Below are 13,488 nucleotides of genomic sequence, written 5' to 3'. Positions count from 1 at the left end.
GGTGAGAAAACGAAGTGCGATCAGGGCGCGCGGCCCACGAACATCTTGCGTACGATGCCGGCAATCAAGGTCAGCACGGCACCACCCACGCCGCCGCCCACCACACTGCCCGCTATCGCTGAAAGGTCCAGCCCCGTGTTGGCCGCCGTGGCGGCGCCCGCCCCGGCGCTGATCATGGGTGCCAGCCACGAACCCCCCGCCAAGCCGCCGATGGCGCCCGCGATGGTGTTGCCCAGTGGGCCTAAATTGAACTGCTGGAGCATTTTTCCCAGTCCATTCCCGCCCGCTGCGCCAGCAACGAGCTGGATGAGAAGATTGATGATGACGGCGGTGTTCATGATGCCTCCTTGCCCCAATGGGGCGATGTGCAACGCTAGAACAACAACACGACAACCTACAACGCCAGCAGCAACGATTATTACTCGCGTATTCGCCGCGAGACGAGGGGGTATCGTGTAACAGGTTGCTAGCTGCTTGGCAGACTACGCAACAATGCTCGTCACTTCGCAGGGCGTGTCGCGCGGCAAGCGCAAACCGCATCGGGCGCGGGATGTCATGCGTAGCGACGTGGTGCGCAATGCCATGAAAAAGGCCGCTGAACTGACAGCGGCCTTTGCGGTTGCGGCGCCGGTTCGCGCCACGGGTGTGGATAAGGGCGATCAGCCGCCGCCCACCGCCACCACGATTTCGATCTGGTCGCCGTCGGTGAGCGTGGTCTGTTCGTGCTGGCTCTTGGGCACGATTTCGCCATTGCGTTCCACCGCCACGCGCTTGCCGGCATAACCCAGCGTTTGCAGCAGTTCAATCACGGTGGTGTCCAAGGGAAATTCGCGCGCGTCGCCATTCAGGGTGATGTGCATGTCAGGTGTCCTCACTGTTTTGCGTAAGCGTCGGTGGCGGCGAGCAGGCGCGCCAGCGTGCCGGGTTCATCAAAGGCATGGCCCGCGTCGGGCACCAGATGAAAATCCGCTTCCGGCCAGGCGCGATGCAGGTCCCAGGCCGTGCGGGCCGGCGTGCAGACGTCGTAGCGGCCTTGCACGATGGTGCCGGGGATGCCACGCAGCTTGTGCGCGTCGCGAATCAACTGGCCTTCTTCCATGAAGCCCGCGTTCACGAAGTAGTGGTTCTCGATGCGCGCAAACGCCAGCGCGGCGCGGTCGGCAGCGTGGCTTTGCTGGTGGCGCGGGCTGGGCAGCAGCGTGATGGTGCTGTCTTCCCACTTGCTCCAGGCCTTGGCCGCGCGCAGTTGTTCGGCCGGGTCATCGCCCGTCAGCCGCTTGTGATAGGCCGCCACCAGGTCGCCGCGTTCGGCTTCCGGAATGGGCGCCAGGTATTCTTCCCAACGGTCCGGAAACAGCCACGACGCGCCTTCCTGATAGAACCATTGGATTTCCGCGCGACGCAGGCCGAAGATGCCGCGCAGCACCAATTCGCTGGTATGCGACGGATGCGTTTCCGCATACGCCAGCGCCAGGGTCGAGCCCCACGAGCCACCGAACACCAGCCACTTTTCCGCGCCCATGATCTCGGTGCGCAGGCGTTCGATGTCGGACACCAGATGCCAGGTCGTGTTGTTGTCCAGGCTGGCGTGCGGCTTGGACCGGCCACAACCGCGCTGATCGAACAGCAGCACGTTGTAGCGCTGCGGATCGAACAGTTGGCGATGCACGGGCGAACAGCCGCTGCCCGGCCCGCCATGCAGGAACACGGCGGGCTTGCCGTTCGGATTGCCCGACATTTCCCAATAGATCTGGTGGCCGTCTCCGGTGTCCAGCATGCCGTGGCGGTAGGGTTCGATCGGCGGATAGAGCATTAGGCGACTCGCTTGAAGATCAGGTCCCAGACGCCGTGGCCCAGGCGCAGGCCGCGTGTCTCGAATTTGGTCAGGGGGCGGTAATCGGGGCGGGGCGCGTAGCCGTCCACCGTGTTGGCCAGCAGCGGTTCGCCGCTAAGCACTTCCAGCATTTGCACCGCGTAGTCTTCCCAGTCGGTGGCGCAATGGATATAGCCACCCGGCGCGATGCGGCTGGCCAACAGCGACACGAAGGCGGGTTGCAGCAGGCGGCGCTTGTGGTGGCGCTTTTTTGGCCACGGATCCGGAAAGTACACATGCACGCCGGCCAGCGAATCCGGCGCGATCATGTCGCGCACGACTTCCACGGCGTCGTGCTGGATGATGCGCAGGTTCGAAATTTTGGAATCTTCAATGCGGCGCAGCAGCGAGCCGACGCCGGCATTGAACACTTCCACGCCCAGGAAGTTGTCTTCGGGGCGCGCCAGCGCGATCTTCTCGGTGGTTTCGCCCATGCCGAAGCCAATTTCCAGCACCGTCGGCGCTTGACGGCCAAACGCGGCGGCGGGATCCAGGCGGCGGGGCGCGTACGGAATGGACCATTCGCCCATCAGACGTTCCAACGCAGCCAACTGGCCCTGGGTGATATGGCCACGGCGATGCACAAAGCTGCGAATGTGCGTGGCGCCCGGGCTGTTCGGCGCGTGGGCCGTGCTGGCCAACGCCGCCTGGGTTTCGGGGGAAACGGGCGCGGCGGCAGGCGCCGATGCCGACGAGTCGGCGGGGGTGTCGGAGGTGTTCACGGAAGGCGTCGCGGGGGTGTCCGCGGAGGGGTTCGCGGGGTTGTTGGGTTTCATAGCCCCGAATTGTAGTGGCAGGTGCGGCGGGGTGGAGTCGGCCGGATGGACTAAATTGGGGACGCATTTAATTCCGAAGGCCGATACCGTCGAAAACGCACGCAAAAATCACCCCTGAAATCTGAAAAACCCGCGCTATAATCGTCGGCTCTGCCCCGGCCCCGCGCCGTGGCACGACACCCGAGCGGGTGTAGTTCAATGGTAGAACGGCAGCTTCCCAAGCTTCATACGAGGGTTCGATTCCCTTCACCCGCTCCACTTCAACTATTCAGGCAATGCCAAGAAAACGCCGTGGCGTGTTGCATCGGCCGTCCTGGATCTGGGGATGGTCTTCCCCCAAATAGCCTTTCGCTCATAAACCGAAGTCGTCCCGAAAGCGGTCGATCTGGTGCATCCGTTCGTGCAGTAGGTGACGCCGTCGCGAAGAGCGCTGCATGCCGATTGGGTTCAAATATCAACTGAAAAGCCCCTTAGGCGTTCATATATGAACGCTTATTGAATCCCGGGCGCTCTCCATCACCCCGCATGACTCTGGAAATTGAAGACCCTCCACTGGCTGTCTTTGCCAAGCCGCATCTCGAACGTCATCATGCATCCCGTCGCCGCGTCATCGAATTCCACCCACACCTGGTCTTGATCCACCGCCACGCCGTTTAGCCAGCGGCGCAGCCGGTTGCCATGGGTTTGTGGGGGATGCCAGGATTTCAGCACGGACACACGCCCGCAGAATTGGCGGGCGGCGACGCGGCGCAGTTCATCCAGGTTGCGTCCGGTGTAGCCGTTCTTGAATGTCAGGTCATGGGCGCGTTGCCAGTTTTCCTGGTGGATATCCTGGATAAATGCCGAGGCGGTGGAGGTCGCGCCCTTGGGTTCGTAGGGCGATTTCAGGATCGTCCAGCCTGCCCAACCCAGCAAGAGGCAGAGCACGGGCAAGAGCAGCAAAGCAACGCGCAGCCCCACCTTCCGGGGCAAGCTTCCGCCCTTGTGGTCGTCGAATGTCAATGGATCTCCAATGGGTCAGCGGCGCATCATACTCGGCGAATCGCCGGAATCATCGTCAATCAACGCCCGCTGGTACAGCGCGTCCTTATCCAGAATCGTCATGCCGCCGTAGTGCGTTCGTAGTACCCCCGCGCGCGCCAGCCGCGTCAGCGCGGCGTTGCATCGTTGGCGGGACACGCCGCACAAGCTGGCGATTTCTTCCTGGGATATTTTCAATCGGCCCTGCGTGTCCGAATGGCGTTCGGCATCGAATTGCGCCGCCACGGCGCGGGCCACGGTGGTGTCCACGTCCAACAGGACGTTGCCGGTATAGCTGGCCATCAGCCAGTTGACGCGCTGCGCCAGGTGCATCGTCAATGCCTTGGTGAATTCGATGTTGTGGTTCCACAGGCGTTCGCAGGTGTCGCGCGGCAGGATGACGATGCGGCTGGGGCGCAGCGCGATCACCTCATATTCAAAGCGCTCGCGGCGCAGCATGGTGGCTTCGCCGAACCAACTGCCGATGCTGAAACCGGCCAGCGACAAGGACTTGCCGTCCGCGCCGGGCGACGTCCATTTCACCAGGCCTTCAACCACGCCATACCAACCCAGCGATTTCGACCCCGCGCGAAACAGGTATTCGCCGGTGGCCAGCGATACCGTGCGCAGTTCCGATCGGACCAGGTTGCGCTCAAGCTTGGGCAGGCCGTTGTACCAGGGCACAACGCTCAGCATTTTGTCCACCGGGCATTCGGCCGGCTTGCGCGCGGGGCCACGGGTCTGGCTGCCTACGTTGGCGGTCGGTCCAGGCATGGTTTCTCCGTTCAACAACAGGGCAAAAGGGGAAAAGGGCGCACAGGTAAACCCTAGGCCGCTTTGTCACCATGATGACTGTACGCGCCTGGGGGCGGTCCCAGAATACTTGAGGCATCAAGAGCCAAAAAACATAAGAGGAGACCGGTATGTTGTCAATGCCACGCATCAAGTCCGGCAGCGCGCTCGCCTGCGCTGCCGCCGTGTCGCTGCTCGGCGCCAGCGCCGCGCACGCCCAGATCTCGGACGATGTCATTCGGATCGGATTCATCACCGACCTGTCCGGCGTGTATTCCGGCCCCGACGGCCCGGGTGGGGCGGAAGCCATCAAGATGGCCATCGAGGAAATGGGCGGCGAGATCAACGGCAAAAAGATCGAACTGTTGACGGCCGACCACCAGAACAAGGCGGATATCGCATCGGCCAAGGCGCGCGAATGGTTCGACCAGCGCGGCCTGGACATGCTGATCGGCGGCACCAATTCCAGCACCGCGCTGGCCATGTCGAAGGTGGCGGCGGACAAGAAGAAGCCCATCATCGTGGTGGGCGCGGGCGCACCCGCGCTGACCAACGAGCAATGCACGCCCTACACCTTGAACTATGCCTACGACACGGTTGCGCTGGCGCGTGGCACGGGCGCGGCGGTGGTCAAGGCGGGCGGTAAAAGCTGGTACTTCCTTACGGCCGATTACGCCTTCGGCCACGCGCTGCAAGCCGATACGACGAAGGTGGTCGAGGCGGGCGGCGGCAAGGTCGTGGGATCGGTCAAGCATCCCTTGTCGGCCAACGATTTCTCGTCGTTCCTGTTGCAGGCGCAAGCCAGCAAGGCCGAGATTCTTGCCTTGGCGAATGCCGGCGCCGACGCCACCAACGCCATCAAGGCCGCCAACGAATTCGGCGTGACCAAGACGATGAAGTTGGCGGGCATGATCATGTTCATCAACGACATCCACGCCATGGGTCTGCCCGCCACGCAGGGCATGTACCTGACCGATAGCTGGTACTGGAACGCATCGGATGCGAGCCGCGCCTGGAGCCAGAAGTTCTTTGAACGCCGCAATGCCATGCCATCGTCGCTGCAAGCGGCCGACTACTCCGTGGCGCTGCAATACCTGCGCGCGGTCAAGGCCTTGGGCACGGATGACGCCGACCGCGTCTTGGCATACCTGCGCGAGAACAAGCTGAATGACATGTACATCAAGGACGGCGTGGTGCGTCCGGATGGCCGCGTCGTGCACGACATGTACCTGTTGCAGGTGAAGACGCCGGACGAGTCCAAGCAGGCTTGGGACTACTTCAAGGTGCTGCAAACGATTGACGGCAACGAGGCCTTCACCAAGCAGGCCGAGACGCGCTGCGCACTGTGGAAGTGAACCGGAGATCCCCATGGCCAAACGCAAAGTCATCGTGACCATCGCCCCGACCGGGGGCATGGCATTCAAGACCCAGAACCCGCATCTGCCGACGCAACCGGCTGAAATCGCGGAAGACGTTTACCGCTGCTACAACGCGGGCGCCAGCGTGGTGGCGCTGCACGCGCGCCGGCCCGATGACCAGGCCACGTGCGACGCGGCGATCTACCGCGACATGAACCAGCGCATCCGCGAGCGTTGCGACATCGTGCTGAACAACTCCACCGGGGGCGGCGTGCATGGCGACATGGTGAAGGAAACGTCGCCCGGCACTTGGGAAATTTTGTGGGAAGAGCGGCTCAAGGGCATGGATGCCGGCGCCGAAATGTGCACGCTGGACGCCACCACGCTGAACCTGGCGTTTGGCGACCGTGAATACTTGATGAATACGCCGCTGAGCAAGGCGCGCGAACTGGCGGCCGGCATGAAGGCGCGCGGCATCAAGCCCGAATGGGAGGTCTTCAGCCCCACGCACATCCTGCAAGACGCCACGACGCTGATCGAGGAAGGGCTGGACGAAGGGCCTCACTTCATCAACCTGGTCATGAACGTGCATCGGAATTTTCAAAATGCGATGCCGTTCTCGCCCCGGCATCTGCAAATGATGGTGGACCTGCTGCCAAAGAACAGCATTTTCTGCGTCAGCGGCATTGGTCCGTCGCAGCTTGAGGCCAACATCAGCGCGTTGCTGCTGGGCGGCCATGCGCGCGTGGGGCTGGAAGACAACCTGTACTACCGGCACGGCGAACTGGCCACCAATGTCCAACTGACCGAGCGCATCGTACGCATCATCCGCGAAATGGACATGGAGCCCGCCACGCCCGCCGAGGCGCGCGAGATCATGGGCTTGCCCTTGCAAAGCGGTATCCGCCCCGAATTCGCGGTCTGATCGCATCATCTTTAACGAGACATCATGATTGAATCCTTGAACGGCAAGCGCGTCCTGATCACGGCGGGGGCGCAGGGCATCGGCTTGGCCATCGCGCAGAAATTCCTGGCATCCGGCGCCGAGGTGCACATCTGCGACGTGGACGCGGCAGCCTGCGAAGCGGCACGCAGCGCGAACCCGCGTATGACGGTCAGCGTGACCGACGTGTCCAGCGAAGCGCAGGTGGCGGCCATGTTCGCGGACTTGGCCGCGCGCTGGGGCAAGCTTGACGCCTTGATCAACAACGCGGGCGTGTCCGGCCCCACCAGCCGCCTGGAAGACACCACGCTGGATGCCTGGCAGAACACGCTGGACGTCAACCTGACCGGCACTTTCCTGTGCGCGCGCAGCGCCGTGCCCTTGCTGCGGGCGGCAGGGGGCGGCGCCATCATCAATATTTCGTCGGTGGCCGGCCGCCTGGGCTTTTCACTGCGTAGCCCGTACAGCGCCAGCAAGTTCGGCCTGGCGGGGCTGACGCAGACGTGGGCCATGGAACTGGGCCCGTCCAACATTCGCGTCAACTCCGTGCTGCCGGGCGTGGTGTCGGGTGATCGCGTCGAGCGCATCATTGCCGCCCGCGCGCAGGCAGGCGGCGTCAGCAACGACGTGATGCGCGAACAACTGGTCGAGAAAGTCTCGCTACGCCGGATGACCCGCCCCGAAGACGTGGCCAATCAAGTGGCCTACCTGTGCTCCGACGAAGGCGCGGTCATCAGCGGGCAGAGCATCTCGGTGTGTGGCAACGTGGAGTATCTGGGCTGATGGTTAGCCGGCACGCGGAACAGGGCGGACCGGCATTCTTCCATCAAACCCTGGGCATCCCCCCGTCCTTCTCATAGGCCAGATAGTCCAGATGAATACCGATATGGTCCGCGATGTACTTCGCGTCGTGCCACACGCCCCAGATAAATGACGACGACCGGTTCGACTGGTTCGGCAGGCCCAGAAAGTAGATGCCTTTTTCAGCGGTGATGCCGCGCTTGTGAACGGGGTAGCCCTGGTCGTCGAACACGTCCACTTCCATCCAGCGGTAATCCACCTTGAAGCCGGTTGCCCAGACGATGCTCTTGATGCCGGCCTCGGCCAGGTTCAGGCTCAGGATGGGATTTGTCAGGCAGTCGGGGTCGTCCAGCAGCTTCCAGGCTTCGGGTTCAGGCGGCAGATCCAGGCCGTTCTGTTCGATGTAGGCATCGGCTTCGCGCAGCACTTCAAAGTAGTCCGCGTCGCCTTGCGCAACGTTTTCGGCCAAGCCCTCCTGGAACGCCATCACGCCGTTCTCAAAGCGCTGCGTGATGCCGCCCAACTGAATGCCCGTGTGCGCCAGGCGACGAAAGTCGATGGTCTTGCCGTTGTCGTAGCCGCTGACCGCGAAGGCGACGTGCTCGCGCTTGGGCTTCTTCTTGACTTCGTCCCACATGCCCAACGCACCCAGCCACCAGCAGTAATCGCGTTCGCGGTAGGAACGGGGCGGGCGATAGTGTTCGCCAACGGACAGGTACACGGTGCGCCCGGCGCGGCGCAATTCCTCGGCAATCTGCGAGCCCGAAGCGCCCGCACCCACCACCAGCACCGCGCCGTCAGCGAGTTGGCCGGGATTCTTGTAGGCGGATGAATGCACCTGCTGGATGCCCGCGTCTTCCGGCACGATGGCCGGGTAGCTGGGAATCTGGAACGCGCCGGTTGCCGTCACCACATGCAGCGCCTCGAATACGCCGTCTGACGTGGTGACGGTGAAGCCGGGGCGCTTCTGGTTGCGCTGCACGCGCAGGACCTCGACGCCGGTGCGCACGGGCGCATTGATCATCCTGGCGTAGTCTTCGAAGTACTGCGCCATGCGTTCCTTGGGCGGGAACACGTCCGCGCCGATGTCATCGAATTTCAGGCTGGGAAAGCGGTCATGCCAGGCGGGGCCATTGGCCACCAGCGAGTCCCAGCGTTCCGAGCGCCAGCGTTCGGCGATGCGCTTGCGTTCCAGCACGATGTGGTCAATGCCCATCGCGCGCAGGTGCTCACTCATCGCGATGCCGGCCTGGCCGGCGCCGATCACCAAGGTATTGGTTTTTTCCACTGACATTGCTTTTCCTAAGAAGGTTCAAGACCGCATACGTGCACCGATGCGGCGCAGTGTGAGCCAGATGGCCGCGCTTGATAACTTGGTTTTTTGGACGCTGGGCTTAGGAAAAAGCAAATCACTCCCCCAGAGCCAACGCCGGGATCTCGTTTCGTTTTTTCCGATGGACCGCATCAATATCCACAAACGGCCGGTAGACCCTGCTTCCCTTATTCTGCAAAGCATCGCGCAACAGATAGAGCCGCCATGCAGAACAGCCCCGTGTCCCCAAAATCGTCCAGCGCGGTGAGCCTGGAAGGAGTGGTCAAGAAGTACCGTCAGCAGACGGTGTTGCAGGAGCTGTCGCTGAAGATCCGGCGCGGTGAATTCCTGACGCTGCTGGGGCCGTCCGGCTGCGGCAAGACCACGCTCTTGAACCTGATCGCGGGGTTCGCGCAAGCGGACAACGGCGAGATCTTCATCGAAGATCAACTGGTTACGGATCTGCCGCCCTATCAGCGGCAGATTGGCATGGTGTTTCAGAACTACGCGCTGTTTCCCCATATGACGGTGGCGCGCAACATCGGCTACGGCCTGCGCATGCGCCGGATGCCCGCTGGTGAGATTGCCCAGCGCGTGGAAGAGGCCATGGCGCTGGTCAAGCTGGACGGGCTGGGCGAACGCAAGCCCCGCGAATTGTCTGGCGGCCAGCAGCAGCGGGTGGCGCTGGCGCGCGCCTTGGTGATCCGCCCCAAGGTGCTGCTGCTGGACGAGCCCTTCTCGGCGCTGGACAAAGGCCTGCGCGGCTCGATGCAGGTGGAAATTCGCGAGATCCAGCGCAAGCTGGGCGTAACCACGGTGTTCGTCACGCACGATCAGGGCGAGGCGCTGGCCATGTCGGACCGCATCGCGGTGATGTCCAGCGGCGTCATCCGCCAGATCGCCACGCCCGACGAGCTCTACCGAAATCCGCAAGATCCCTTCGTGGCCTCGTTCCTGGGCGATGTGAACATTCTTCCCGCGCACTATCACGGTTCAGACCCCGACGGCATCTTGCTGCGCCTGGGCGCAGGCTTGATCCGCGTGGCGCGAGACCGGCTGGTGGGCGGTTCGCACGAAGGCCGTCGCCTGGACATCTATGTGCGGCCGGAACAGATCCGGCTGGAGAACCTGCATGGCGAATCCGTGCTTAGCGGCACGGTGGTGAACCATGTGTTCCAGGGCGATCACATTGATTCCTACATCGACGTCGATATCCCGGTGGCGGGTCATCAGCGCGTGATGGTGCGCAGCGCGGGCCTGGACGCCTTGCAGCATTGGCCGGTGGGCTCGGTGACCGGCCTGGCGTTGCCCGGCCAGGGCATCAGCGTGTTCAACGTCTCGTAATGCCCGCCATGACCGTCATCCCCTCCACCATGCAGGCTGTCGTGGCCCGCGAACCCGGCGACGCCAGTGTACTGACGTTGGCAAGCCGGCCCGTGCCGACGCCCGGCCCCGGCGAAGTGCTGCTGCGCGTGCACGCAGCCGGCGTCAACCGGCCGGACATCATGCAACGCCAGGGGGCGGTACGGCTGGCCCCTGGCGTCACCGACGTGCTGGGCCTGGAAGCCTGCGGCGAAGTCGTCGCCGCCGGCCCCGGCGTGCCCGAAGCGCTGCGGGGCCAACGGCTGATGAGCCTGTTGCCCGGCGGTGGCTATGCCCCCTGGTGCGTGGCGCGCGTCGATCATTCTTTTGTCGTGCCGGACTGCCTGGACGACAACGCGGCGGCGGCCTTGCCCGAAGGCCTGTTCACCGTGTGGCACAACCTGTTTGAGCTTGGCCGCCTGCGCATGGGCCAGACCGTGCTGATCCATGGCGCGGCGGGCGGCATCGGCACGCTGGCCCTGCGCATGGCGCACGCGGCGGGAACGCGGGTGGTGGCGACGGCCGGGCGCGCGGACCGCTTGCCGGCGCTGCGCGAGATGGGCGCGGCCTTTGCCATCTGCTATCGCGATACGGATTTCGTGCGGGCCTGCCTGGACGCCACGCAAGGGCAGGGCGTGGACGTGGTGCTGGACATGGTGGGCGGCGACTACGTGCGACGCAACCTTCAGGCGCTGGCCTTTGGTGGCCGCCACGTCAGCCTGTCGTTCTTGCAAGGGTCCCAGGTCAACATTGACCTGCTGACCCTGATGCAAAAGCAATTGAGCCTGCATTCATCCACCCTGCGGCCGCAAAGCGCGGCAGAGAAAACGCGCATGGCGCAGGCCATCACCCGGCATGTGCTGCCGCTGGTGTCGGACGGCCGCATCGCCCCACGCGTCCACGCCAGCCTGCCCCTGTCAGAGGCGGCGCAGGCGCACCGCTTGCTGGAAAGCGGCGACGTGTTCGGCAAGGTCGTGCTGCGTCCTTGATGCGTTGCGTGGTTCGTTTTGCGTTCGCGATAAAGGAATAGCCCCCATGTTGAAGCTGCTTTACGCACCCACTTCCCCCTACGTCCGAAAAGTCATGGTTTGCGCGCATTTGGCGGGCGTGGCGGATCAGATCCAATGGCTGGACAGCGCGGCCAACCCGGTACGGCGTGATGAGCGCATCGCCGCCCACAACCCCTTGGCCAAGGTGCCGACGCTGATCCTGGGCGATGGCCAGTCGCTGTACGACAGCCGCGTCATCTGCGAATACCTGGCCCATCTGGGCGGCAACGGCGATTTGTTTCCTGCCGTGGGGCCGCGCCGCTGGGTCGCCCTGGCGCAACAAGCGCTGGGCGATGGGCTGCTGGATGCGGCCCTGCTGGCGCGCTATGAACGCACGGCTCGGCCGGCTGAATATCAATGGCCGGTGTGGCGCGATGCGCAATTGGTCAAGGTTAGCGCCTGCCTGGAGCAGATCGAACAGCAGGCCGGCGAGCTGATCAACCCGCTGACCTACCCGCTGACCGACCCGCAGGGGGCAGCACTTGCTGCGCAAGCGCCCACCATCGGTGAAGTCACCTTGGGTTGCGCGCTGGGCTATCTGGATTTTCGTTTTCCTGAACTGGACTGGCGCGCCAGCCATCCGCGCGCCGCGCAATGGGAAGCGGCGTTTCGCAAGCTGCCCGCCATGCAGGCAACGCTTCCTCATGAAGCTTAAGGCTGCATCACCTAGACCACATTCCGGACCACCGCCATGACGCCATCCACCACTACCACCAACGCCACCATCTGGTTTCTCAACGGCCCGAACGCCAATCTATACGGCCTGGACGCCAACAAGACCTATGGCGCCGAGAGTTTCCCGGCGCTGCGTGACCGTTGCGAAAAGAAGGCGGCCAGCCTGAACCTGCAACTGCATTTCGTGCAATCCAACCATGAAGGCCAGTTGATCGACTGGATACAGGAAGCGCGCGGCGATGCGCAAGGCATCATCATCAACGCCGCGGGCCTGACGTATTCCTCGATTCCCATCCTGGATGCCTTGCTGGCGTTTCCCGGCCGCATTATTGAAGTCCACATGAGCAACATCTGGCGGCGCGAGGCGTTTCGCCATCATTCCTATATTTCCAAAGCGGCCGACGGCGTCATCGCGGGCCTGGGCGGCGAGGGCTATGAACTGGCCATTGAAGCCATGTCGCGCCTGATCGCGCGCCCCGCTTGAAAAGGCGATACCGATGACGTCAAGCAACACCGCGAACAACACCGCAAACAACATTGCGCTCAACACCGTGCCCCTCGCCGCGCCCTCTGGCGCGCTGGTCTTCTACAGCCAGTTCGACGATTTCACCGCGTGGAAACAGGCCTTGCAGGCGCGCATGCCTCAGTTGCGCGTCCTGCACGAGAGCGAGGTCGACGACCCCGCCGCCATCCACTACGCACTGGCCTGGAAGCCGCCCACCGGCTTCTTTGACCCCATGCCCAACCTGCGCCTGATCATCAACTTGGGCGCGGGGGTGGATTCCTTGGTTGGTCGCAACGATCTCCCGGCCGGCGTACCCATTACCCGTATCACCGATCCGCATATGGCTCGCATGATGGCGGGCTACGTGCTGTTCGCCACGCTGCGCCACGCGCGCGATATTCCTTGGTTTGAACAGGCGCAGCGCCGTGGGGAATGGGCGTACCGGCATCCTCGGTCGCCAGAAGATACGCGCGTGGCGGTGCTGGGCCTGGGGGAACTGGGCGCCTATGCCGCCCATGAACTACAACGCCAAGGCTTCACCGTGCTGGGCTGGTCGCGCAGCCCGCGCCAGATCGCGGGCGTGCAGTGCCACGCGGGCATGGACGCGCTGGATACGGTGATCTCGCAGGCCGATATCCTGGTGATCATGCTGCCGCTGACGCCACAGACGCGCGGCCTGCTTGATCAGGCACGACTTGAGAAGCTGCCGCGCGGAGCCGCGCTGATCAACGTGGCGCGTGGCGCCTTGGTGGACCAGGCCGCCATGACGGCGCTGCTGCAAAGCGGGCACATCGGCGCGGCCACGCTAGACGTCTTTGAACGCGAGCCCCTGCCCGGTGACGACCCGCTCTGGCGCATGGATAACGTGCTGATCACACCGCATCTGGCATCCGTTGCCATTCCGGCGTCGGCGGCGGCGCAGATCGCCGAGAACATCGCGCGTGTTTCGCGCGGCGATGCCCCGGCCAACCAGATCGACCCGTCACGCGGCTATTGAGCGTCGGGCGGCCGGGTCGTGGGGG

15 protein-coding genes and 1 tRNA gene are annotated in these 13,488 nt (G+C 63.7%); 9 read left to right on the top strand and 7 right to left on the bottom strand.

Annotation, left to right across the window (positions count from 1 at the left end; genetic code table 11):
• Positions 1–20 precede the first annotated feature (20 nt).
• The 4 genes from ACE04A_RS23345 to trmB form a co-directional block, all read right to left on the bottom strand.
• Positions 21–338, bottom strand: coding sequence for a hypothetical protein (locus ACE04A_RS23345; RefSeq protein WP_259250569.1), 318 nt, complete (start codon positions 336–338; stop codon positions 21–23).
• A 321-nt stretch (positions 339–659) separates the two neighbouring features.
• A complete protein-coding gene (thiS, locus tag ACE04A_RS23340) occupies positions 660–860 on the bottom strand; it encodes a sulfur carrier protein ThiS (protein ID WP_006222389.1) in 201 nt (66 codons plus the stop codon).
• 11 nt (positions 861–871) lie between these two features.
• Positions 872–1,813 carry a prolyl aminopeptidase gene (pip, locus tag ACE04A_RS23335; RefSeq protein WP_100854288.1) on the bottom strand — a complete coding sequence of 314 codons (942 nt, stop codon included), beginning with the start codon at positions 1,811–1,813 and terminating at the stop codon, positions 872–874.
• Positions 1,813–2,649, bottom strand: a complete 837-nt coding sequence (gene trmB, locus ACE04A_RS23330) for a tRNA (guanosine(46)-N7)-methyltransferase TrmB (protein WP_448716621.1) — start codon at positions 2,647–2,649, stop codon at positions 1,813–1,815. The genes pip and trmB overlap by 1 nt, the downstream gene beginning before the upstream one ends.
• A 184-nt stretch (positions 2,650–2,833) precedes the next feature.
• Here trmB and ACE04A_RS23325 point away from each other — a divergent pair.
• Positions 2,834–2,907: transfer RNA gene (locus tag ACE04A_RS23325), tRNA-Gly, on the top strand.
• 258 nt (positions 2,908–3,165) lie between these two features.
• Here ACE04A_RS23325 and ACE04A_RS23320 read toward each other — a convergent pair.
• Together ACE04A_RS23320 and ACE04A_RS23315 are read right to left on the bottom strand one after the other, a co-directional pair.
• On the bottom strand, positions 3,166–3,651 hold the full coding sequence (locus tag ACE04A_RS23320) for a hypothetical protein (RefSeq protein WP_448716620.1): 486 nt from the start codon (positions 3,649–3,651) through the stop codon (positions 3,166–3,168).
• 15 nt (positions 3,652–3,666) lie between these two features.
• Positions 3,667–4,443 carry a Crp/Fnr family transcriptional regulator gene (locus tag ACE04A_RS23315; protein WP_259250559.1) on the bottom strand — a complete coding sequence of 259 codons (777 nt, stop codon included), beginning with the start codon at positions 4,441–4,443 and terminating at the stop codon, positions 3,667–3,669.
• Positions 4,444–4,601: 158 nt separating this feature from the next.
• Here ACE04A_RS23315 and ACE04A_RS23310 point away from each other — a divergent pair, with 158 nt between their 5' ends.
• From ACE04A_RS23310 to ACE04A_RS23300, 3 genes are read left to right on the top strand one after another with little or no spacing between them, the layout of a single operon-like run.
• Positions 4,602–5,816, top strand: coding sequence for an ABC transporter substrate-binding protein (locus ACE04A_RS23310; protein ID WP_438859525.1), 1,215 nt, complete (start codon positions 4,602–4,604; stop codon positions 5,814–5,816).
• A gap of 13 nt (positions 5,817–5,829) precedes the next feature.
• Positions 5,830–6,744 (top strand): beta-keto acid cleavage family enzyme, encoded by a 915-nt coding sequence (locus ACE04A_RS23305; RefSeq protein WP_279995531.1) that lies wholly within the window; start codon positions 5,830–5,832, stop codon positions 6,742–6,744.
• A 24-nt stretch (positions 6,745–6,768) separates the two neighbouring features.
• Positions 6,769–7,545: an SDR family oxidoreductase gene (locus ACE04A_RS23300; RefSeq protein WP_279995533.1), complete on the top strand. Its 777-nt coding sequence runs from the start codon at positions 6,769–6,771 to the stop codon at positions 7,543–7,545.
• 43 nt (positions 7,546–7,588) lie between these two features.
• On the opposite strand, the gene ACE04A_RS23295 is transcribed toward ACE04A_RS23300, so the two are convergent.
• Positions 7,589–8,857 (bottom strand): flavin-containing monooxygenase, encoded by a 1,269-nt coding sequence (locus ACE04A_RS23295; protein WP_485820562.1) that lies wholly within the window; start codon positions 8,855–8,857, stop codon positions 7,589–7,591.
• 243 nt (positions 8,858–9,100) lie between these two features.
• Here ACE04A_RS23295 and ACE04A_RS23290 point away from each other — a divergent pair, with 243 nt between their 5' ends.
• The 5 genes from ACE04A_RS23290 to ACE04A_RS23270 are packed head-to-tail and all read left to right on the top strand — an operon-like array spanning position 9,101 to position 13,463.
• Positions 9,101–10,219: an ABC transporter ATP-binding protein gene (locus ACE04A_RS23290; protein WP_438859521.1), complete on the top strand. Its 1,119-nt coding sequence runs from the start codon at positions 9,101–9,103 to the stop codon at positions 10,217–10,219.
• 8 nt (positions 10,220–10,227) lie between these two features.
• Complete coding sequence (locus tag ACE04A_RS23285) at positions 10,228–11,226, top strand: NAD(P)H-quinone oxidoreductase (RefSeq protein WP_485820561.1); 999 nt, start codon at positions 10,228–10,230, stop codon at positions 11,224–11,226.
• Positions 11,227–11,272: 46 nt separating this feature from the next.
• On the top strand, positions 11,273–11,941 hold the full coding sequence (locus ACE04A_RS23280; protein WP_448716616.1) for a glutathione S-transferase family protein: 669 nt from the start codon (positions 11,273–11,275) through the stop codon (positions 11,939–11,941).
• 36 nt (positions 11,942–11,977) lie between these two features.
• On the top strand, positions 11,978–12,445 hold the full coding sequence (locus ACE04A_RS23275; protein WP_279995539.1) for a type II 3-dehydroquinate dehydratase: 468 nt from the start codon (positions 11,978–11,980) through the stop codon (positions 12,443–12,445).
• Positions 12,446–12,458: 13 nt separating this feature from the next.
• Positions 12,459–13,463: a 2-hydroxyacid dehydrogenase gene (locus ACE04A_RS23270; RefSeq protein WP_448716614.1), complete on the top strand. Its 1,005-nt coding sequence runs from the start codon at positions 12,459–12,461 to the stop codon at positions 13,461–13,463.
• Positions 13,464–13,488 lie beyond the last annotated feature (25 nt).

The sequence above is a fragment of the Achromobacter colocynthidis genome, from assembly GCF_057334535.1.
The sequence above is the reverse complement of the archived record's forward strand: the minus strand, read 5'-3'. Positions and strand labels throughout refer to the sequence as shown.